The organism is Halomonas daqiaonensis, from assembly GCF_900109725.1.
Lineage (GTDB): Bacteria > Pseudomonadota > Gammaproteobacteria > Pseudomonadales > Halomonadaceae > Halomonas > Halomonas daqiaonensis.
This window is the reverse complement of record NZ_FOBC01000005.1, coordinates 145,335-166,237: the sequence shown is the minus strand read 5'-3', so window position 1 is coordinate 166,237 and position 20,903 is coordinate 145,335. Positions and strand designations below refer to the sequence as shown.

Annotated in this window: 15 protein-coding genes; 9 read left to right on the top strand and 6 right to left on the bottom strand. The window is 64.3% G+C overall.

Going from position 1 to position 20,903, the window contains the following annotated elements; genetic code table 11:
- Positions 1-45 precede the first annotated feature (45 nt).
- Both BMY30_RS05725 and BMY30_RS05720 read right to left on the bottom strand, forming a co-directional pair.
- On the bottom strand, positions 46-495 hold the full coding sequence (locus BMY30_RS05725; RefSeq protein ID WP_089711480.1) for an NUDIX domain-containing protein: 450 nt from the start codon (positions 493-495) through the stop codon (positions 46-48).
- Positions 492-1,106: a pseudouridine synthase gene (locus tag BMY30_RS05720; protein ID WP_089711478.1), complete on the bottom strand. Its 615-nt coding sequence runs from the start codon at positions 1,104-1,106 to the stop codon at positions 492-494. The genes BMY30_RS05725 and BMY30_RS05720 overlap by 4 nt, the downstream gene beginning before the upstream one ends.
- 118 nt (positions 1,107-1,224) lie before the next feature.
- Here BMY30_RS05720 and icd point away from each other — a divergent pair, with 118 nt between their 5' ends.
- From icd to clpA, 3 genes are all read left to right on the top strand, one after another.
- Positions 1,225-2,481: an NADP-dependent isocitrate dehydrogenase gene (gene icd, locus BMY30_RS05715; RefSeq protein ID WP_089711476.1), complete on the top strand. Its 1,257-nt coding sequence runs from the start codon at positions 1,225-1,227 to the stop codon at positions 2,479-2,481.
- A gap of 229 nt (positions 2,482-2,710) precedes the next feature.
- Entirely contained in the window at positions 2,711-3,037 is a 327-nt protein-coding gene (gene clpS, locus BMY30_RS05710) for an ATP-dependent Clp protease adapter ClpS (protein WP_089711585.1), read from the top strand.
- Between the two features lie 137 nt (positions 3,038-3,174).
- Positions 3,175-5,451, top strand: coding sequence for an ATP-dependent Clp protease ATP-binding subunit ClpA (gene clpA, locus BMY30_RS05705; protein ID WP_089711474.1), 2,277 nt, complete (start codon positions 3,175-3,177; stop codon positions 5,449-5,451).
- A 147-nt stretch (positions 5,452-5,598) separates the two neighbouring features.
- Here the strand turns inward: clpA and infA are convergent, their stop codons facing one another.
- The 3 genes from infA to aat all read right to left on the bottom strand — a co-directional run bounded on the left by infA (position 5,599) and on the right by aat (position 7,456).
- Positions 5,599-5,817: a translation initiation factor IF-1 gene (gene infA, locus BMY30_RS05700; protein WP_040185975.1), complete on the bottom strand. Its 219-nt coding sequence runs from the start codon at positions 5,815-5,817 to the stop codon at positions 5,599-5,601.
- 134 nt (positions 5,818-5,951) lie between these two features.
- On the bottom strand, positions 5,952-6,689 hold the full coding sequence (locus BMY30_RS05695; protein WP_089711583.1) for an arginyltransferase: 738 nt from the start codon (positions 6,687-6,689) through the stop codon (positions 5,952-5,954).
- 32 nt (positions 6,690-6,721) lie between these two features.
- Positions 6,722-7,456 carry a leucyl/phenylalanyl-tRNA--protein transferase gene (gene aat, locus BMY30_RS05690; protein WP_089711472.1) on the bottom strand — a complete coding sequence of 245 codons (735 nt, stop codon included), beginning with the start codon at positions 7,454-7,456 and terminating at the stop codon, positions 6,722-6,724.
- Positions 7,457-7,607: 151 nt separating this feature from the next.
- Between aat and BMY30_RS05685 the strand changes: the two genes are divergently transcribed.
- Together BMY30_RS05685 and lolA are read left to right on the top strand one after the other, a co-directional pair.
- Positions 7,608-10,622: a DNA translocase FtsK gene (locus BMY30_RS05685; protein ID WP_244516129.1), complete on the top strand. Its 3,015-nt coding sequence runs from the start codon at positions 7,608-7,610 to the stop codon at positions 10,620-10,622.
- A gap of 114 nt (positions 10,623-10,736) precedes the next feature.
- On the top strand, positions 10,737-11,366 hold the full coding sequence (gene lolA, locus BMY30_RS05680) for an outer membrane lipoprotein periplasmic chaperone LolA (protein WP_089711580.1): 630 nt from the start codon (positions 10,737-10,739) through the stop codon (positions 11,364-11,366).
- A 183-nt stretch (positions 11,367-11,549) separates the two neighbouring features.
- Here the strand turns inward: lolA and BMY30_RS05675 are convergent, their stop codons facing one another.
- Positions 11,550-12,890 (bottom strand): replication-associated recombination protein A, encoded by a 1,341-nt coding sequence (locus tag BMY30_RS05675; protein ID WP_089711470.1) that lies wholly within the window; start codon positions 12,888-12,890, stop codon positions 11,550-11,552.
- Positions 12,891-13,103: 213 nt separating this feature from the next.
- On the opposite strand from BMY30_RS05675, the gene BMY30_RS05670 reads away from it, so the two are divergent.
- The 4 genes from BMY30_RS05670 (at position 13,104) to BMY30_RS05655 (ending at position 20,827) form a co-directional block, all read left to right on the top strand.
- A complete protein-coding gene (locus BMY30_RS05670; protein WP_089711578.1) occupies positions 13,104-13,649 on the top strand; it encodes a hemerythrin domain-containing protein in 546 nt (181 codons plus the stop codon).
- A gap of 167 nt (positions 13,650-13,816) precedes the next feature.
- Positions 13,817-14,593 (top strand): glutamate racemase, encoded by a 777-nt coding sequence (gene murI, locus BMY30_RS05665; protein WP_089711468.1) that lies wholly within the window; start codon positions 13,817-13,819, stop codon positions 14,591-14,593.
- An 80-nt stretch (positions 14,594-14,673) separates the two neighbouring features.
- A complete protein-coding gene (gene trmA / locus BMY30_RS05660) occupies positions 14,674-15,795 on the top strand; it encodes a tRNA (uridine(54)-C5)-methyltransferase TrmA (protein ID WP_089711466.1) in 1,122 nt (373 codons plus the stop codon).
- Positions 15,796-15,985: 190 nt separating this feature from the next.
- Complete coding sequence (locus BMY30_RS05655) at positions 15,986-20,827, top strand: NAD-glutamate dehydrogenase (RefSeq protein ID WP_089711465.1); 4,842 nt, start codon at positions 15,986-15,988, stop codon at positions 20,825-20,827.
- The last annotated feature ends 76 nt before the right edge of the window (positions 20,828-20,903 follow it).

The window sequence follows — 20,903 nt, the reverse complement described above, 5'->3', positions numbered from 1 at the left end:
GGGCTCGTTACTTTTTACTTTCTACTTGAACCTCCGCTTGGCCGCTCAGCGCTCGTGAATCACGTCCATGGGGTAGAAGCGGCTTGCCAGGGCGTCGCGGACGCGCCGCAGCACCAAGGGGCTGCGCAGGCGGTCTGCCCGGTCCAGCGCCTCGAGCTCCTCCAGGGTCAGCCAGTGCGCGGCGAGGATAGCCGGGTCCAAGTCATTGCCGAGATGGGCCAGTGCCATGCCGAAGAAGCCGTGGCTATGGAAGGTCAGTCCATCCGGTGTGCGGTAGACGTACATGCCTAGGTAGTCGGTGATGCCGACCTGCCAGGCGGTTTCCTCGCGCAATTCCCTTAAGGCGGCCTCCTTGATACGTTCGCCGGGCTCCAGATGGCCGGCGGGCTGGTTGAAGAGGGTCTCGGCCCCGCCACCGTCCTCTTCCACCATCAGGAAGCGCCCGGCCCGTTCCACCACAGTGGCCACGCTGATATAGGGCTGCCAGCGGCTCATCGGCGGCCTCCTCTTGCTTGGCCCCGGCGCGCGCCTGCTGGCGGCTGGCGCGGGGCGTGAAGGGTTTCCCGCCGCCACTGCCCGGGGGCAAGGCCATCCAGGCGCCAGGGACCGATGGCTACTCGGACCAGCCTCAGGGTAGGGTGGCCGACATGGGCGGTCATGCGGCGGACCTGGCGATTGCGCCCCTCGGTGATGGTCAGCTCCAGCCAAGTGGTGAGCGGATGGCGTTTCGTGTCCAATGGCGGGTCGCGTTCAGGCAGGTCGCTGGATGTCAGGCGTTGTACCTTTGCGGGGCGGGTCTTGCCGTCCTTCAGCGTGACGCCCTCACGCAGCGCCTGCAGGGCGGCGTTATCGGGTTCGCCCTCTACTTGCGCCCGGTAGGTCTTGGGCTGCTTGTGGCGGGGGTCGCTGATGCGGTGGATCAACACACCGTCGTCACTGAGCAGTAGCAGCCCCTCGGAGTCATGATCGAGCCGACCCGCCGGGTAGATGCCGGGCACATCGATGATGTCGGCCAGGGTCGCGCGACGCTCTCCGTCCGGGGTCTGCCGGTCGGTGAACTGGGAGAGCATGCGATAAGGCTTGTGCAACAGGTAAAGGGCGCTCATTCGACCAAGGTCTTGCTACCATGGATTGTCGACAAATCTGACCTCAAGCCTACTCCGTTCCGGCGGGTGAATGCTATACTCTGCGCTGCACTGAACAGACCAGACAAGGGAGTTCTCAATGGGGTTTCAGAAAATCGTCCTGCCCGAGGGCGGCCAGAAGATCACCGTCAACGCCGACAACAGCCTGAACGTGCCGAATGAGCCGGTCATCCCGTTCATCGAGGGTGACGGTATCGGTGTCGATGTGACGCCGGCGATGAAGATCGCCATCGATTCTGCCGTACAGAAGGCCTACAACGGCGAGCGCAAGATCCACTGGATGGAAGTCTACGCAGGCGAGAAGGCCACCCAGGTCTATGATGCCGACACCTGGCTACCTGAAGAGACTCTGGAGGCGGTCAAGGACTATGTGGTCTCCATCAAGGGACCGCTGACCACGCCGGTGGGCGGTGGCATCCGCTCCCTGAACGTCGCCCTGCGCCAGAAGCTCGACCTCTATGTCTGCCTGCGTCCGGTTCGCTGGTTCGAGGGCGTGCCGAGCCCGGTCAAGAAGCCTGCCGACGTGGACATGGTCATCTTCCGCGAGAACTCCGAGGACATCTACGCCGGTATCGAGTGGAAGGCCGGTACCCCGGAGGCCGACAAGGTCATCAAGTTCCTGCGCGAGGAGATGGGTGTCCAGAACATCCGCTTCCCGGAGAACTGCGGCATCGGCGTCAAGCCGGTTTCCATCGAGGGCACCAAGCGTCTGGTACGCCAGGCCCTGCAGTACACCATCGACAACGACCGCGAGTCGCTGACCCTGGTGCACAAGGGCAACATCATGAAGTTCACCGAGGGGGCCTTCAAGGACTGGGGCTATGAGCTCGCCAAGGAGGAGTTCGGTGCCGAGCTGCTCGACGGCGGCCCCTGGATGACCATGAAGAACCCCAATACCGGCAAGGAAATCGTCATCAAGGACGTCATCGCCGACGCCATGCTGCAACAGATCCTGCTGCGTCCGGCCGAGTACGACGTCATTGCTACCCTGAACCTCAACGGTGACTACCTCTCCGACGCCCTGGCGGCCGAGGTAGGGGGTATCGGCATTGCGCCGGGTGCCAACCTCTCCGATGCCGTGGGCATGTTCGAAGCCACCCATGGCACGGCGCCGAAGTACGCCGGCCAGGACAAGGTCAACCCGGGCTCGCTGATCCTCTCCGCGGAGATGATGCTGCGTCACATGGGCTGGGTCGAGGCAGCCGACCTGGTGCTCAAGGGCATGGAGAAAGCCATCTCCAAGGGCGAGGTCACCTATGACTTCCATCGCCTGATGGACGATGCCAAGCTTCTCAAGTGCTCCGAGTTCGGTCAGGCCGTCGCCGACAACATGTAAATCGCGTCGCTGGACCGGGGCCCCCGTCCGCCACCCGGCGGACGGGGGCCCTTTGCGTTGCGGCATACTGGTATCGAACAGAGACAGTGAACCCTGCCGGTGCGGTGGCGTCCAATCACGGTTGAGATGATCGACGGCATCCGGCTTGTCGAGATGGATAGTGGCCCTTATGTTCAGTAGAGACGATGAGGTGGCACGGCAAGTGGCCACGGTGTCCCCGCTGGGGGGCATGACCCGGCCGCCGGGCCCCGAGGAGGATGACGACGACCTGGCGGTGCAGCATGCCGACCCGGAAGTGGCACGTCCTTCCATGTACAAGGTGGTGCTGCACAACGATGACTTCACTCCCATGGAATTCGTGGTCGAGGTGCTGCAGACCTTCTTCCACATGGACAGCGAGACCGCGGTACAGGTGATGCTGACCGTGCACACCCGGGGCAAGGCCACCTGTGGTGTCTTCACCCGCGATATTGCGGAAACCAAAAGCCATCAAGTCAATCAATATGCGAGAGAGTGTCAGCATCCGCTGTTGTGCGACATCGAGGCGGCGGACTGAGCGGCATGGTCGAGAAGGGACAGCGACGGTCCTGCGTTGAAGGGAGACTTGCAACGGCGCCGTTTGTACCCGATGTTGATGATGCCGGACCATGAATGATCCGACGCTAAGCCCTGGGCGGCGAGAAGGGGACTGCCATGCTGAGTAAAGAACTTGAACTGACCCTGAACACGGCCTTCACCGTGGCCCGCTCCAAGCGCCACGAGTTCATGACCGTGGAGCACCTGCTGCTGGCGCTGCTCGACAACGCGTCGGCGGCAGATGTGTTGCGTGCCTGTGGGGCTAACCTCGACAAGCTGCGTTCCGACCTGCAGGATTTCATCAATTCCACCACGCCGCTGATCCCCGAGGACCAATCGGATCGGGAGACACAGCCTACATTGGGATTCCAGCGCGTGCTTCAGCGTGCTGTCTTTCACGTCCAGTCCTCCGGCAAGAGTGAGGTCACCGGCGCCAACGTGCTGGTGGCGATCTTCTCCGAACAGGAGAGCCAGGCGGTCTATTTCCTCAAGCAGCAGAACGTCGCTCGGGTCGATGCCGTCAACTACATTGCCCACGGCATCTCCAAGGTGGCCGGTCACGGCCAGAGCCAGTCATCTCCCTCGCCGGAGGCCGAGGAGGCCGAGGACGGCGCTGCCGAATCCGGTTCCAACCCGCTCACCAGTTATGCCACAAACCTCAACGAGCAGGCACGGCTGGGCAAGATCGATCCGCTGATCGGCCGCGATCACGAGCTTGAGCGGGTGGTGCAGATCCTGGCTCGTCGACGCAAGAACAACCCGCTGCTGGTCGGCGAGGCCGGCGTGGGCAAGACCGCCATCGCCGAGGGACTGGCCAAGCGCATCGTCGAGGAGGACGTGCCCGAGGTCATCAGCGATGCGGTGGTCTACTCCCTGGACATGGGCGCCCTGCTGGCCGGTACCAAGTATCGTGGCGATTTCGAGAAGCGCCTCAAGAACCTGCTGGCCGAACTGCGCAAGCAATCCAACGCTATCCTGTTCATCGACGAGGTCCATACCGTGATCGGTGCCGGTGCCGCCTCCGGCGGGGTAATGGATGCTTCCAACCTGCTCAAGCCGTTGCTCTCCTCCGGTGAGCTGCGTTGCATCGGCTCCACCACCTTCCAGGAGTACCGCGGTATCTTCGAGAAGGATCGTGCCCTGGCGCGCCGTTTCCAGAAGGTCGACGTCATGGCGCCCTCGGTTGAGGACACCACTCGTATCCTCAAGGGCTTGCGTTCGCGCTTCGAGGAGCACCATCAGTTGAAGTACACAGATGCGGCTCTGGAGAGTGCGGCCCGGCTGTCGGATCGCTACATCAACGATCGCCATCTGCCCGACAAGGCCATCGATGTGATCGACGAGGCGGGGGCCCATCAGCGGCTGCTGCCACCGGAGGTGCGTGTCGATACCATCGATGTCGACCAGGTCGAGGCAGTGGTGGCTTCGATCGCACGGATCCCGCCGAAGAGCGTTTCGAGCTCCGACCGCAAGCTGCTGGCTAACATCGATCGCGACCTGAAGATGCTGGTGTTCGGCCAGGACGAGGCCATCGACAGCCTGTCGGCGGCGATCAAGCTTTCCCGGGCCGGGCTCAAGTCGCCGGACAAGCCAGTGGGCAGCTTCCTGTTCGCTGGACCGACCGGGGTGGGCAAGACCGAGGTGGCTCGGCAGCTCTCCCATATCATGGGTATCGAGCTGGTGCGCTTCGACATGTCCGAGTACATGGAGCGCCACACGGTATCACGTCTGATCGGCGCGCCTCCGGGCTACGTCGGCTATGACCAGGGAGGCCTGCTGACCGAGGCGATCACCAAGCAGCCCCACTGCGTGCTGCTGCTCGACGAGATCGAGAAGGCGCATCCCGAGGTCTTCAACCTGCTGCTGCAGGTGATGGATCATGGCCGCCTGACCGATAACAATGGCCGCGAGGCGGACTTCCGCCACGTGATCCTGATCATGACCTCCAACGCCGGGGTCGAGCAGGCCACGCGGCGCTCCATCGGTTTCCAGACCCAGGACCACTCCACGGACGCCATGGAGGTGATCCGCAAGACCTTCTCGCCGGAGTTCCGCAACCGCCTGGACGGCATCATCCAGTTCCATGCCCTGCCGACTTCGGTAGTGCGCAACGTCGTGGACAAGTTCCTGGTCGAGCTGCAGGCGCAGCTTGATGAGAAGCGGGTCCAGCTCGACGTGGACGAGGCCGCCCGGGAGTGGCTGGCCGAGAAGGGCTATGACCCTGACATGGGTGCCCGTCCGATGGCTCGCTTGATCCAGGAGAAGCTCAAGAAGCCGCTGGCCGAGCTGATCCTGTTTGGCGAACTGTCCGAGCACGGGGGCGTGGTACACGTCAGTGTGGAGGAGGGCGAGCTCCAGCTCTCCACGGAGTCGGAGCTGGCCGACGCGCCCTGAGAAGGGGAAAGCGCGAGAGGTTCAGGCGGCCACCATCGCACAGCGCCCTGTCTACGGACGGGGCGTTGTTCGTTCAGGCGTGACAGCGGGGGGAAACGGCCGGCGCTCGAACGGAGTATCGGGCGTTGCGGCTTGTCTGGCCGGCGCTCAGCGAGCGCGGTAGACGATGCGGCCCTTGGACAGGTCGTAAGGGGTCAGCTCGACCTTGACCTTGTCACCGGTGAGGATGCGGATGTAGTGCTTGCGCATCTTGCCGGAAATGTGGGCTGTGACCACGTGGCCGTTTTCCAACTCGACGCGGAACATGGTGTTGGGAAGGGTATCGACGACGACGCCTTCCATTTCGATATGGTCTTCACGTGCCATATAGGCGGTTCCTCGCGGATGATGACGAAAGAAAGCGGCACGGTCTCGCGGCTTCGCCGTCCGTGCCCACAAGATAGCGCGATATTGTGCCGCATGCCGCTCGCCAAGGCAAAGAAAGCCGCTCTCCGACGCCCCTAGAGGGCAATCATGCGTCGCCAGTGGCGGCCGTCGAGCATCTCCAGCGGCCGGAAGGATTGCTTGTAGTTCATCTTGCGGCACTCGCGGATCCAGTAGCCCAGATAGACATGCGGCAGGCCCTGGTCCAAGGCCCGCTGGATCAGCGAGAGCACCGCGAAGGTGCCGAGCGAGCGACGATCAAGTTCTGGCGTCGGATCGAAGAAGGTGTAGATGGCCGAGAGGCCGTGCTCGAGCTGGTCGAAGGCCGATACGGCTACCAGCCGGCCGTCGAGTCGTAATTCCAGCAGCCGGGCGTAGGCCTGATCGAGTGTCAGGAAGGTTCGGTACTGCTCGTGACTGGGCGGGTACATGTCGCCGTCGGCGTGGCGGGTCCGGACATAGCGGGCATACAGTGCATAGTGCTCGGCATCGAAGAGGGCGGGACGCACATGCTGCGTCAGGTCGGCATTGCGATGGATCAGCTTGCGCTGGGTACGATTCGGCGAGAATTCGGCCACGGGGATACGTACCGAGATGCAGGCGTTGCAGGCGTCGCAGTGGGGGCGATAGAGATGGCGGCCGCTGCGGCGGAAGCCGAGCAGAGCCAGTGCGTCGTAGACCCCTTGACCCGGTGACTCCTGGGGGTCGAGGAACAGGGTGGTCGCCTCGCGGCCTTCCAGATAGCTGCAGGCATGGGGTACGGTCAGGAAGAAGCGCAGGTCCCTGACCGGCTGCCGGGGGGCATTGCTGCTCAAGGCTGCCATCTCCTCTGAATCGGTTGGACTCGTCATGCAAGGGTGTCGATTGCCCCGAAGGACCAGGTCGGTGCCAGCATGCCGTTGACCGCCTCTCGGTGGCCACTGCCGGCATTTCCCAGCCACTGTTCAAGATAGCCGATGAACTCGGTCCGGGCGATGTCCCGGGCCCCCAGGCTGGCCAGGTGCTCAGTATGCATCTGGCAATCGATCAGCCGGCCACCGCCGGCGGCCATGGCTCGGGCAAGCTGCACCAAGGCCACCTTCGAAGCGTCCGCCTGACGGGAGAACATCGATTCGCCGAAGAACACCGGCCCCATGGCCAGCCCGTAGAGGCCGCCTACCAGCTCGCCGGCTCGCCACACCTCCACCGAGTGGGCCGCGCCGAGACGATGCAGGCGCCCATAGGCCTCACGCATCTCCTCGGTGATCCAGGTGCCGGGTTCTCCGTCGCGTGGCGCCGCACATTCTGCCATCACGCGTTCGAAGGCTGTATTGGCGGTGACCCGGAAACCGGCGTTGCGCAGTCGTTTGGCGAGGCTGCGCCGCACCCGAATCTCGTCCGGGAACAGCACCATGCGCGGGTCAGGGCTCCACCACAAGATCGGCTGGTCATCGCTGAACCAGGGAAAGATGCCGCGGCGGTAGGCAGCCAGCAACCATTCCGGGGTCAGGGCCCCGCCGACGGCTAGCAGGCCGTCGGGGTCGCACAGGGCAGACGCGACGGGCGGGAAGTCCACGGGTTTATCTGGTAGCCAGGGGAGCATGAATAGCGTCTTCCTCGTTGACGACCTGCTCAGTCTGCCGCGCGTCGGGATAGGGCTCAAGGCAGGCCCCTGTGATGCCGAGCCCTTGCTCGGTATGATTGAGCGCAATGAAATCCGGAAGACGCCATGGTGGCGCAAGGGGGATGGCCGCTTGAGTGTCAAGAAGAGGACCTCGTCACGTCGGGTGACGGCGGCGAATGCCAGGGAAACGGCGAAGCGCTTCGGGCTGCGGTTGCAGGGGTCGGCTCGTGAAGGCGTGGTGATCCTGCTGCTGGCTGCCTGTGTGTTCCTGCTGCTGGCACTTTACAGCTTCCATGCGCAGGACCCCGGTTGGTCGCGCAGCGGCCCCGAAACTGAAGTTGCCAACTGGATGGGGCCGATCGGGGCCTGGCTGGCCGATGTGCTCTACTCGCTGTTCGGGGTCAGTGCCCTGTGGTGGCCCGGCATGCTGGGATTCGCCGCCTGGTGGCTGATCCGCTCGCGGCAAGTGCGCTTCGAATGGGATGCCACTGCCCTGGCAGTGCGCTGCGGCGGACTGGTGTTGCTGCTGCTGGGCTCCACTACCCTCGGGGCGCTGCACTTCTACCGTCCCGATGGCTTCTTGCCTTACTCCACCGGGGGTATTCTTGGCGAGGGGCTGGTCGGGGCCTTGCTACCCCTGGTGGGATCGGGCGGCACCGGCCTGCTGGCCGTGGCTGCCATGCTCTGTGGCTTTCCCCTTTTTACCGGGCTCTCCTGGCTCACGGTGATGGATGAATTGGGTCATCGCACCCTGGTGCTGTGGCGCTGGGTGGCCGATCGTTTCGGTTTGGTGCGCGAACGCCGCGCCGAGCGGCGAGACCGGGCCCGGGAGGAGAGCGAGCCCGCGATTGTTGATGCCGATGAGCAAGACGCTGACGAGGCCTTGCTCGAGTCGGACCAACGCCCGCGTTGGTGGCAGCGTCTGGGGAGCGGCCGTCGTCGCGAGCCCGAGCCGGTACCGGCCACCGACGGGGTCTCCCGTCGCGAACCCGGTTTCGGCAACGACGGCGCGACCGACATTCCCTGGGAAGTGCCCGAGCGTACGCCGTCGGCCAAGAAGCCCGAGGCGGCCTACACTGCCCGGGCTTCGCGTAAGGCCGTGGAGCCCACGCTGGCAACTGACCGCGCCGCTGATGCGCCTCCTGTGCCTGGCGAGACATCGAACACTGGCGCTGGGGAGGTCAACGGGGAGAGCGCACGCCGGGTCCCGGAGACGGTGCCCGAGCCTGTGCTGCCGGACGACGATGAGGAAATGCCGGCCTGGCATGGCCCTGCCCTGCGGGCTGATCGTGATGAAGATCACTTCCAGGGGCATGTAGACGCTCCCGCCAGGGCCGGGGAGGAGTCCGGCGAGAAGGTCGACGAGGAACTCGATGCCGCGCCGCCCACCAGCACCCCATCGGGGGCGCCGCGGCCGGCAAGCGAAGACTTCATGAATGTCGAGGAGGAGTCGACCAGCCGGCGCGACGCGGGTGTTGCGCCGCCGGAGCCCACGCCAGAGCCAGCACTAGAGCCAGCGCCGCAGGTGGCGAGTGCCGAGCAGGCTCGCGAGGCCGCTGACGATCCGGAAGGGCCAGCACTGTGGACCGTCGAGCACCTGCAGAACCAGAGGCCGGTGCTCGACGGGCTGCCTGAGCCCGATGGCGACCTGCCCAGCCTGCGCCTGTTGACGCCGCCGCAGCCCCAGCAGCGCAACTACTCAGAGCAACAGTTGGCCGAGATGGCCGAACTGCTCGAGATGCGGCTGCGCGAATACGGTGTCAAGGCCGAAGTGGTCGACACATGGCCGGGACCGGTAATCACGCGCTTCGAGATCAAGCCGGCGGCTGGCGTGAAGGTCTCCAAGATCAGCAACCTGGCCAAGGACCTGGCGCGCTCGCTGATGGTCAAGAGCGTGCGGGTGGTCGAGGTGATCCCCGGCCGGCCGACCGTGGGTATCGAGATTCCCAATCCGCATCGCGCCATGATCCGCCTGCGCGAGGTTATCGACTCCGACCGCTACCAGCAGGAAGCCTCGGCGCTGACCCTGGCGCTGGGCCAGGACATCGGCGGCGGCCCGGTGGTGGCCAACCTCGGCAAGATGCCTCACCTGCTGGTGGCTGGCACCACCGGTTCGGGGAAGTCAGTGGGGGTCAATGGCATGCTCATCTCCATGCTGCTCAAGGCGACACCCGACGAGCTACGCATGATCATGGTCGACCCCAAGATGCTGGAGTTGTCGGTCTACGACGGCATTCCGCACCTGCTGGCGCCGGTCGTCACCGACATGAAGGAGGCAGCTAACGCGCTGCGCTGGTGCGTGGCCGAGATGGAGCGTCGCTACAAGCTGATGGCGGCCATGGGCGTGCGCAATATCGCCGGCTTCAACGGCAAGCTCGACGAGGCCGAACGGGCCGGCGCGCAGGTGGCCGACCCGCTCTGGGAGCCTCAGCCCTGGGAGATGCACCAGTCACCGCCGGTGCTAGAGAAGCTGCCCTACATCGTGGTGGTCATCGACGAGTTCGCCGACATGTTCATGATCGTCGGCAAGAAGGTCGAGGAACTGATCGCACGGCTAGCTCAGAAGGCCCGCGCCGCCGGCATCCACTTGATACTTGCCACCCAGCGTCCCTCCGTGGACGTGGTCACCGGGCTGATCAAGGCCAATATTCCCACCCGTATGGCCTTCCAGGTCTCCTCCAGGGTCGACTCGCGTACCATCCTCGACCAGGGGGGGGCCGAGAACCTGCTGGGCCACGGCGACATGCTCTATCTCCCCGCGGGTTCCGGCATGCCGACCCGCGTCCATGGTGCCTTCGTCGACGACGACGAGGTGCATCGGGTGGTCGAGGATTGGAAGCGGCGCGGCGAGCCGGAGTATATCGACGAGATCCTCTCCGGCGGCGTCTCCGCCGAGGCGCTGGTCGGGCTGGAGGCCGACGGCGGCGGTGACGACGGCGCCGAACAGGATGCCCTCTATGACGAGGCGGTGGCCTTCGTTACCGAGAGTCGTCGGGCCTCCATTTCGGCGGTGCAGCGCCGTTTCAAGATCGGCTACAACCGGGCCGCGCGGCTGGTCGAGTCCATGGAGATGGCCGGCGTGGTCTCCACCATGGGTACCAACGGCGCGCGTGAGGTGCTGGCCCCGCCGCCGGTTGGGGACTGACGCCTTGCAACCTTGCAGCAATGATGGAAGCCTCGGCCGGGATGCAACCCGCCGGGGTGCCCCGGGTCCGAGTGACAGGATGCCATGATGGACCCGTACAGGGAGAAAGAAATGATGACAGTAAAGAAGACCCTCGCCGCGCTGACCATGACTCTCGCCATGCCGATTTCGGCCCTGGCCAGCGAGGGCGCCGAGCGCCTGGCGGATATTCTCGAGCCTCTCGAGACCTATGTGGCGGACTTCGAGCAGCAGATCCTCGACGGCAGCGGCCAGCGCCTGCAAGAGGCCAGCGGCCGCATGTGGCTGTCGCGTCCCGGGAAGTTCCGCTGGGAGGTGAATGCCCCCTACGAGCAACTGGTGGTCTCCGCAGGTGAGGAGGTCACCCTCTACGACCCGGATCTGGAGCAGGCCACGGTGCAGGCGCTGGATCAGCGTGTGACCCATACTCCGGCACTGCTGCTGTCGGGCAGTGCCGACGAACTGACCGGCAGCTATGACGTCACTCGTCGGCAGCAGGGCAGCAGTGAGACCTTCATCCTGGTGCCCAAGGATCCCGATACGCTATTCGAAGAGCTGCGGATGACCTTTCGCGGAGAGGCGCTGAACCTTCTGCAGATGACCGACAGCACCGGCCAGCGAACCGCCATCGAGTTCGACAATGTGCGCATGAACCAGCCGGTAGACGACAGCCATTTCAACTTCGAGATCCCCGAAGGCACTGACGTGATCCGGGATACGCAATGAAGCGCCAAGCTGAAAGCGCCGAGCTGCCAAGCTGTTCGGAGGCGGGCGGCAGGTGGTGAGGCAATGAATGAGTGCCCCCCGTCGGATTTCAGGTCCGGTGGGCGTTCTTTTGGGCTAGGTTATCCTGCTTGGCCGCTTGGCCGCTTGGCCGCTTGGCCGCTTGGCCGCTTGGCCGCTTGGCCGCTACGCGCCAGCGTCGTCCGCCTCCTTGTCGAGCTGCTCCCGCCAGGCCATGAGCTGGCCGTAGCGCTTCTCCTGGCCGTATTCCGTGGGCGTGTAGAAGCGCTGGCGGGGGATGTCGGTTGGCCAGCAGTCATGGGCGCTTCCGGCCGGGTAGGCGTTAGGTTCCTTGTGCGCGTAGCGATAGCCCTGGCCATGTCCCAGGGATTCCATCAGCTTGGTCGGCGCATTACGCAGATAGCTCGGCACCTCCAGCTGCGGCTGCTGCGCCACGAAGGCCTTGGCCTGCTTCCAGGCCTGGTCGATGGCGTTGCTCTTGGGCGCCACGGCGAGATGGATAGCGGCGTGGGCGATAGCGCGCTGGCCCTCGTAGTCGCCCAGGCGCAGATAGGCGTCCCAGGCGGCCATCACCAGGGGCAGGGCGCGCGGGTCGGTATTGCCCACGTCTTCCGAGGCGATGGCCGCTAGGCGACGGATCACGTCCAGCGGGTCGCCACCTCCCTGCAGGAAGCGGGCGATGTAGAGGAGGGCGGCGTCCGTCCGCGAGGAGCGTACCGACTTGTGGATCGCCGAGAGCAGGTCGTAGAAGTGGTCGCCCTGCTTGTCGAAGGCGCTGGCCTGGTGGCCAATGACGTCTTCCAGTGCCTGGCGAGGCAGTCGCTCGCCATCGCCCTTGGCCACGGTAAAGTCACAGGCAGTTTCCAGCAGGCCCAGGGCGCGGCGGGCATCGCCGGCGGCGGCCCGGGCCAGCAATTCCAGCACCCCCTCGTCGGCGCGGATATGTCGAGCTCCCAGGCCACGCGCCTCGTCGGCCAGTGCCCGTCGCATTACCTCCACGAGTTCTTCCTCGGAGAGCGACTTGAGCACGTGCACCCGTGCCCGGGAAAGCAGCGCCGAATTGACCTCGAAGGAGGGGTTCTCCGTCGTGGCGCCGATCAGCGTCAGCAGCCCCGATTCCACGTGGGGCAGCAGGGCGTCCTGCTGGCTCTTGTTGAGACGGTGGATCTCGTCGAGGAACAGCAGGGTGGGACGCTCGCGGGCCTGCATGTCGCGGGCGCGATCGACGGCGGCACGGATTTCCTTTACACCGGCCATCACCGCCGAAAGGTTTTCCAGATGCGCACCGGATACCTCGGCGAGGATCTCGGCCAGAGTCGTCTTGCCGGTCCCCGGGGGTCCCCAGAGGATCATGGAGCGCACCACGCCGCTTTCGGCCATGCGCGCCAGTGGCTTGCCAGGGCCGACCAGCGCCTGTTGCCCCACATAGTCCGCGAGCCGGCGTGGGCGCATCCGGAAGGCGAGCGGGGCGGAATCATCGGGCGTGTTGCGCTGGAAGAGATCCATTTCTGACTCCTTGGCTCACGCCTGATAGAGTGGTTGTGGCGCTGCAGGCAATAGGACCTTGGGTGACAGGCGGAATTCTTCCCGAGAGTCTAGCCTGAGACAGGCCTGCCTTGCCTGAGATGTCACGCCTCGCTGAACCCCACTTGCCGTAACGAAACTAATGAGACAGCCTTCTGCTGAAAAATCGCAACAGAGGAGACTCCCGTCATGCCCATGCTGAAACAGTTGCGCCAGGATCATGCCAACATGGCGCGCATGTTGCACGTCCTGCAGCTCAAGCAGAAGTCCTTGGCCGCTGGCGAGCGTCCCAACTTCCAGCTGGTTAGAGAAGTCGTCGACTACATTCTCGACTATCAGGAAGGCTTCACGCAGCCTCTTGAAAAGGTTTGCACCGAGCGCCTCAAGGAACTGGATCCTTCGAGTGTCGAGGTCACGGAGCGCCTATCCAAGGATTATCGTGCGCTGCAGTCGCGGCTCAAGCAGCTGTCCAACGACCTCGACATGATCCTGATGGATGCCGTGGTGCCCATGGATCGTTTTGCCGAAGACCTCAAGGCCTATCTCGAAGCCCACCGGGCCTACCTGAGAGACGAGCGTGAGCTGCTGTTCCCGCTGATCCGTGAGAACTTCAACGATCAGGACCTCGACGCGCTCGCCGCAGCGCTGCCCGAGGGAGCCCAGGCTCAGATGGAACGGCTGCAGGAAGCTTACCCCGAGCTTTATGCCGAACTGCGTGATGCCCCCGAACCGCTGACCTGACCGCAACACCTTCGATATCGGGGTGGCGCTTCGGCTCGGTCCCGGGTCTAGGGTAGAATGGCCGGCCTTCTGAGCGGCTAACTCCTCGTCATGTGCCATCTGTCCCGATTTCCCACCCTATCCACCTGCCCATGTCACCCGTCCCTGCGGTGTCGGGAGAAAGGCTGATGGCGGGTCCGATCCTGATCTTCGATTCCGGTGTCGGCGGGCTGTCGGTAGTCCAGGCGTTGCGCCGGCGCCTTCCCGAGGCCGCCTTGGCCTATGCCTGCGATAACGCCATGCTGCCCTATGGTCAGCGCGAGGATGCCTGGCTGGTGCAGCGGATCCGGGCCGTCTGCCAGGCCGCCGTGGCGGCCAGCGGCTGCAGCGCTCTGGTGGTGGCCTGCAACACCGCCAGCACCCTGGTGCTGGATACGTTGCGCGAGTGTCTGGCAATCCCCGTGGTCGGTACCGTGCCGGCCATCAAGCCGGCTGCCCAGATGAGCCTTACGCGCCATCTCGGGTTGCTGGCGACTAGTGCCACCGTGTCGCGTCCCTATACCCTGCAACTGATCCACGATTTCGCCGCCGACTGCTGGGTGACGCGCCTCGCTGCGGATGCCCTGGTCGCCGAGGCGGAGCGCCTGGTGGCCGGAGGGCTTCCCGACCGGGCGATACTACGCCAGGCCCTCGCCCCGCTGTGGGACGATCCCGAACTGGATACCGTGGTGCTCGGCTGTACTCACTTTCCGCTGCTGAGTCCATGGCTGGTTGATGCGGCGCCGCGGCGGGTGACCTGGATCGATTCCGGCGAGGCCATTGCCCGCAGAGTAGCCCAGGTAGTGACGGCTCCCGACGCTCGTCAGGGCGACGAACCGAGTTTCGTCACCGCACCCGACAAGCGCCTGAGCAGGGGGCTGGCTACCTTCGGTTTTGCCTCCCCGAGGCTGCTGCATCCGGCCTGAGCCGACCCCGAGTCCTGGCATCGCCGCTTTCTCCCCTTTATCTCCTTTCAATCTTGCCATCTTCAATCACAGGAGCCGCCGTGGCCATTCCCGTCGTCGATCCCGCCCGCTATGACCAGCAGCTCGAGGCCAAGCGCGAGCGCATCATTCGTGACTTCGCGCGCTTCGTACCGCCGGCGCTCGAGGTATTTCCCTCGCCGTCGAGTCATTACCGCCAGCGCTGCGAATTCCGCCTCTGGCATGAGGGGGATGATCTCTTCTATGCCATGTTCGAAATGCAGGGGTCCGAGGTCGATCCCGAGAATCCGCAACGCAAGACGGTGGTCCGCCTGGACAACTACCCGGTGGCCAGCCGGCAGATCAACGAGCTCATGCCGCGTCTGCTCGATGCCATCCGCGACAACGATCTGCTGCGCCGCCGGCTCTTCCAGGTGGAGTTCCTCACCACTCTCTCAGGCGAGGCGCTGGTCACTCTGATCTACCATCGTCGGCTCGACGAGGTATGGGAGGCCGAAGCCCGCGCCCTGCAGCAGGCGCTGGGCATCATGGTCATTGGCCGCGCCCGCAAGCAACGCCTGGTACTGTCGCGTGACCACGTATGGGAGCGCCTCCAGGTGGATGGCGAGACGCTGGTCTACCAGCAGGTGGAGAACAGCTTCACCCAGCCCAATGCCGAGATCTGTCGCTCGATGCTGGCCTGGGCCCGGGACGTCACCCGAGGCAGCCAGGACGGCGATCTGGTGGAACTCTACTGCGGCAACGGTAACTTCACCGTGGCGCTGGCCGGCAATTTCCGGAGAGTGCTGGCCACCGAGATCTCGCGGACCTCGGTAGCCAGTGCCCGGGTCAACCTGGAGGCAAACGGCATCGGCAACGCCGAGGTGGGTCGCATGTCCGCCGAGGAGTTCTCCCAGGCCCTGAAGGGCGAGAAGGGCGGGCGTCGGGTAGCCGAGATGGCCCTCGAGGATTACGCCTTCTCCACGGTGCTGGTCGACCCGCCTCGGGCGGGACTCGATGAGGAGAGTTGTCGCCAACTCAGCGACTACGCGCGTATCGTCTATATTTCATGTAACCCCGAGACCCTGGCCGACAACCTCGAGACGCTGACCCGCACCCACCACATCCGGCGTTTCGCGCTCTTCGATCAGTTTCCCTGGACGCACCACTGTGAATGTGGGGTCCTGCTGGAACGTCGTGACTGACGCGTCACTGGCTGACGTGGCCGACTCGATGTCAAGCAGCGATGCGCAACCGACATGCTCCATGAGCAAAGGGGCATCGGGCTAGGGTGGACTCGGGAAGTGACGTAAGCTGGAAGGCGATGCGGCCAGGAGGCCGCCACGTCAAGTTCTCCCGGCCGCATGCGGCGGCCGCTGGTAGCCGAGGTGATGGATGCAACACGTCGCACACGAGGAAACTCGTCAGGATCTGCTCAAGCAACTCGAGGAGCGGCTGAAAAGCCGTCTGGACGAGGACAAGGCCGCCCAGGTCGGTGCCTTCGCCCACCACTTCTATGCCACGGTACCGCTCGATGATCTGGCCGACCGCCGGCTCGACGACATCTATGGCGCCACCCTCTCCGTATGGCACTTCCTGCAGCAATTCGACCCCGCCGACCCCAAGGTGCGGGTATTCAACCCCGACTTCGAGCAGCATGGCTGGCAGTCCACGCACACCTTCATCGCCGTACTACATGAGGACATGCCCTTCCTGGTCGACTCGGTGCGTATCGAGCTCAATCGGCGTAGCATGACGGTTCATGCCATCCACAATGCCGTGCTGGCCACGGAGCGTGACAGTCAGCACCGGCTCAAGCGGGTCACGTCGACCCATCAGGACGATGCACCTGAGGCCCGGGAGTCGCTGATCGTCATCGAGGTCGACCGTCACTCGGATTCGGCGCTGCTCGAGGAGATAGAGGCTAGCCTGCAAGACGTGCTGGGCGACGTGCGCATCGCGGTGGCCGATTTCGAGCCGATGCGTGAAGAGGCTCGTGCAGCGCTTGCCGAGCTCAAGGCTTCACGCCCGGAGCAGGTCGATGCCGAGGACCACGAGGAAGCCATCGCCTTCGTCGAATGGCTGCTCCATGACAACTTTACCTTTCTCGGTTATGACGAATATGTCGTCCACGAGGACGGGGGACGACAGCGCCTGGATCGCGTCGACAAGAGTGTGCTGGGCGTGTTCCGTCTCGACCAGCCGCGCTATAGCGAGCGCATCCGTACCGACCAGGGGGTCGAGGGTGACCACTACGTGCTGGTGCCCGAGTTGTTGTCGTTTGCCAAGAGCGCCCACCATGCGCGGATCCATCGCCCTACCTATCCGGATTACATCTCGATCGACCGCTATGACGACCAGGGGCGGGTGATCGGTGAGCGTCGCTTCCTCGGCCTATTCACCGCCACCGTCTACAACGAGTCGCCGCGCAACGTGCCGATCCTTCGCCGCAAGATCAAGACGGTGATGGACAACTCCGGCTTCAATCCCAAGGGCCACAACGGCAAGCACTTGCTGCATATCCTCGAGGTCTATCCCCGCGACGACCTCTTCCAGATCGATACCGATGAACTTACTCAGACGGCCCTGGGTATCCTCGACATGCGCGAGCGGCGTCGGGTGCGGCTGTTCATCCGCGAGGACCGCTCCGGCAAGTTCTACTCCTGCCTGGCCTTCGTGCCACGCGATGTCTTCTCCACCGAGCTGCGCCTGCGCATCCAGAACATGCTGTGCGAGGAGCTCGATGCTCACTTCGGTGACTTCAATACGTACCTCTCGGAATCGGTGCTGGCCCGCATCCAGTTCATCCTGCGTTTCAAGGGGGATCAGCCGGCGGACTACGACCTGCGACGTCTGGAAGCCAAGCTGGCGACGCTGGCCCGCAACTGGCGTGACGACCTTCAGGTCGCTGCCATCGAAGGATTCGGCGAGGAGCAGGCCAACCTGCTGATGGACCGCTTCCGCGATGCCTTTCCCGCCAGCTATCGCGACGATTTCTCTGCACGTACCGCGGTCTACGACCTGCAACACATCAGCGAGCTGGATGACGGCTGGCCGTTGTCGCTGTCCCTTTACCGCCTGGTCGAGGAGGAGGGCAGCGGGGTCAATCTCAAGCTGTTCCACCGTGACCAGCCCATCCCGCTCTCCGACGTGCTGCCGATGATGGAAAACCTGGGGCTTCGGGTAATCGGCGAGCGCCCCTACGAGCTTCAGGCGACCGACGGTAGCTACTGGATCCATGACTTCGACCTGGAGCATCACACCAGCACCGAGGTCAACCTGCAGGAGATGCGTGGGCCCTTCGTCGAGGCCTTTCAGCGCATCTGGAACAGGGAAGCCGACAACGACCCCTTCAATCGGCTGATCATCGGGGCCAACCTGGACTGGCGCGAGGTGGCGATGCTGCGTGGCTATGCCCGCTACCTTAAGCAGATTCGCTTCGGCGTCTCCCAGGACTATATGGCCACCACCCTGGTCAACCATCCGGAAATCGCACGCGAACTGGTGACGCTCTTCGAACTCCGCTTCGATCCCGCCGAACGCCCGCCGGAAGGCGAGATCGAGGCCTGTACGGCGCGCATCATCCGGCTGCTCGACGATGTTGCCAGCCTCAATGATGACCAGTTGCTGCGCCGCTACGTGGAGCTGATCCAGGCGACACAGCGCACCAACTATTACCAGCCGGGGGCTGATGGTCGGCACAAGGATTACATCTCCTTCAAGTTGCAGCCTTCCCGTGTCACTGGCATGCCCAGGCCGCGGCCGGCCTACGAGATCTTCGTTTGTTCACCACGAGTAGAGGGGGTGCATCTGCGCGGTGGCAAGGTTGCGCGAGGCGGGTTGCGCTGGTCCGACCGTTTCGAGGACTTCCGTACCGAGGTGCTCGGCCTGGTCAAGGCGCAGCAGGTCAAGAACGCGGTGATCGTGCCGGTGGGTGCCAAGGGTGGCTTCGTGTGCAAGCGCCTTCCCGAGGGTGGTGACCGCGATGCCATTCAGCAGGAGGGTATCGCCTGCTACAAGATCTTCATCCGCGCCCTGCTCGACGTCACCGACAACCGTGTGGGGGGCGAGATCGTGCCACCCCGGGATGTGGTGCGCCATGACGACGACGACGCCTATTTGGTAGTCGCCGCCGACAAGGGCACCGCGACCTTTTCCGACATCGCCAACGAGATCTCTCTCGAGTACGGCCACTGGCTGGGCGATGCCTTTGCCTCGGGCGGGGCCAATGGCTACGACCACAAGAAGATGGGTATCACCGCCAAGGGGGCCTGGGAGTCGGTCAAGCGCCACTTCCGCGGCCTGGGGCTGAACACCCAGCAGGACGAGTTCACGGTGCTCGGTATCGGTGATATGGCGGGTGACGTCTTTGGCAACGGCATGCTGCTCTCCGACAAGATCCGCCTGGTGGGGGCCTTCAACCACCTGCATATCTTCATCGACCCGACCCCGGACGTGGCGGCGAGCTTCGACGAGCGCCAGCGTCTGTTCGACCTGCCGCGCTCGAGCTGGGAGGACTACGACACCGGCCTGATCTCGGAGGGTGGCGGAGTGTTCAAGCGCTCGGCCAAGACCATCCCCATCTCCAAGCAGATGAAATCGCTGTTCGATATCAAGGAGGACAAGCTCTCTCCCAACGAACTGATCCGCGCCATGCTCAAGTCACGGGTCGACCTGTTGTGGAACGGCGGTATCGGCACCTACGTGAAGAGCAGCGAGGAGACTGACGCCCAGGTGGGTGACAAGGCCAACGATAGCCTGCGGATCGATGGCCGCGAACTGCAGTGTCGTGTTATCGGCGAGGGCGGCAACCTCGGCTTCACCCAGCGCGGGCGCATGGAAGCGGCCGCACGGGGCGTCCGCGTCACCACCGACTTCATCGACAACGCCGGCGGGGTCAACTGCTCAGACCATGAGGTCAACATCAAGATCCTCATCGACGAGGTGGTCAAGCGTGGCGACATGACCGAAAAGCAGCGTAACAAGCTGCTTGCCGACATGACCGGCGAAGTCTCAGACCTCGTGCTGCTGGACAACTATCGCCAGACCCAGGCACTGGATCTCGCCGAGCTTCTCTCTCGTCAGGGCATCGGCCCCTTCCGGCGCTTCATCAGCGAACTGGAGGCGGTCGGCCAGATCGACCGCGAACTGGAGTTCCTGCCCGATGACGAGGTGCTCAAGGAGCGTGCCGCCAACGAACAGGGGATGCTGTTGCCGGAGCTCTCGGTGCTGATCTCCTACGCCAAGAGCACCCTCAAGGGCGACCTGATCACCTCGGACGTGCCCGACGACCCAATCATCGTCAAGTTCGTCGAGCGTATCTTCCCCGCGGTGCTGGTCGAGCGCTACAAGGAGGAGATGTACGATCACCGGCTGAAGCGCGAGATCGTCGCCACCCAGGTGGCCAACGACCTGGTCGACCATATGGGCATCGTCTTCGTGCGCCGGCTGATCGATTCCACCGGCGCCGACCGTGCCACCATCGCCCGAGCCTACGTGGTGGCGCGTGACAGCTTCCAGTTGCCACGCCTCTGGGAGCAGGTCGAGGCGCTGGATAACCAGGTGCCGAGTGCGGTGCAGTACAGCGTGATGCTCGACCTGATGCGTATGCTGCGCCGTGCTACCCGCTGGTTCCTGCGAAACCGCACCGGCATGAGCACCCGGGATGCCATCGATTTCTTCGCTCCACGCCTTGCAGAACTGCAAGAGAATATCGGCGAGCGCCTGCGTGGCGAGGAGCACGACGCCTGGGAGGCCCGTCGCAACGAGCTCACGGAGGCCGGTCTGCCGGAGTCGCTGGCCGCCACCGTGGCGGCCGCCGGGAGCCTCTATGCGGCTCTCGGCATCATCCAGACGGCTCGCCAGACCAACGAGGAACCCCAGCGCGTGGCCGAGGTGTACTACGGAATCGGCGATCGCCTGGAGCTGCCGTGGATGATCCAGCAGATCACCGAGCTCAAGGTGCGAGACAGCTGGCAGGCTCAGGCACGCGAGACCTTCCGTGACGACATCGATCGCCAGCAGCTGGCGCTGACCACCAGCGTGCTGGGCATGGAGGACGGACCGAGTGACTCCGCGGAGCGGGTGGAGCAGTGGCTCTCGCTCCACGAGGGCATGCACCGGCGCTGGTGCCGCTTGCTCGAGGAAGTCGGCAGTGGCAGCCATGGCGGCTTCCCGCTCTTTGCGGTAGCTGTGCGCGAGCTGGTCGATCTGGCCGAGAGCAACCGCGAAACCTGATCGGTTGGCGTGGTGCCCATGGTCAAGTAACACGAACCCCCGCCATCGGCGGGGGTTCGTGTTGCTGGAGCGGGTG

What these genes read in the sequence shown, in the direction of transcription:
- BMY30_RS05725 (WP_089711480.1), bottom strand. Translation starts at nt 495, where the DNA reads ATGAGCCGCTGGCAGCCCTATATCAGCGTGGCCACTGTGGTGGAACGG.
- BMY30_RS05720 (WP_089711478.1), bottom strand. Translation starts at nt 1,106, where the DNA reads ATGAGCGCCCTTTACCTGTTGCACAAGCCTTATCGCATGCTCTCCCAG.
- icd (WP_089711476.1), top strand. Translation starts at nt 1,225, where the DNA reads ATGGGGTTTCAGAAAATCGTCCTGCCCGAGGGCGGCCAGAAGATCACC.
- clpS (WP_089711585.1), top strand. Translation starts at nt 2,711, where the DNA reads ATGACCCGGCCGCCGGGCCCCGAGGAGGATGACGACGACCTGGCGGTG.
- clpA (WP_089711474.1), top strand. Translation starts at nt 3,175, where the DNA reads ATGCTGAGTAAAGAACTTGAACTGACCCTGAACACGGCCTTCACCGTG.
- infA (WP_040185975.1), bottom strand. Translation starts at nt 5,817, where the DNA reads ATGGCACGTGAAGACCATATCGAAATGGAAGGCGTCGTCGTCGATACC.
- aat (WP_089711472.1), bottom strand. Translation starts at nt 7,456, where the DNA reads ATGCTCCCCTGGCTACCAGATAAACCCGTGGACTTCCCGCCCGTCGCG.
- lolA (WP_089711580.1), top strand. Translation starts at nt 10,737, where the DNA reads ATGACAGTAAAGAAGACCCTCGCCGCGCTGACCATGACTCTCGCCATG.
- BMY30_RS05675 (WP_089711470.1), bottom strand. Translation starts at nt 12,890, where the DNA reads ATGGATCTCTTCCAGCGCAACACGCCCGATGATTCCGCCCCGCTCGCC.
- BMY30_RS05670 (WP_089711578.1), top strand. Translation starts at nt 13,104, where the DNA reads ATGCTGAAACAGTTGCGCCAGGATCATGCCAACATGGCGCGCATGTTG.
- murI (WP_089711468.1), top strand. Translation starts at nt 13,817, where the DNA reads ATGGCGGGTCCGATCCTGATCTTCGATTCCGGTGTCGGCGGGCTGTCG.
- BMY30_RS05655 (WP_089711465.1), top strand. Translation starts at nt 15,986, where the DNA reads ATGCAACACGTCGCACACGAGGAAACTCGTCAGGATCTGCTCAAGCAA.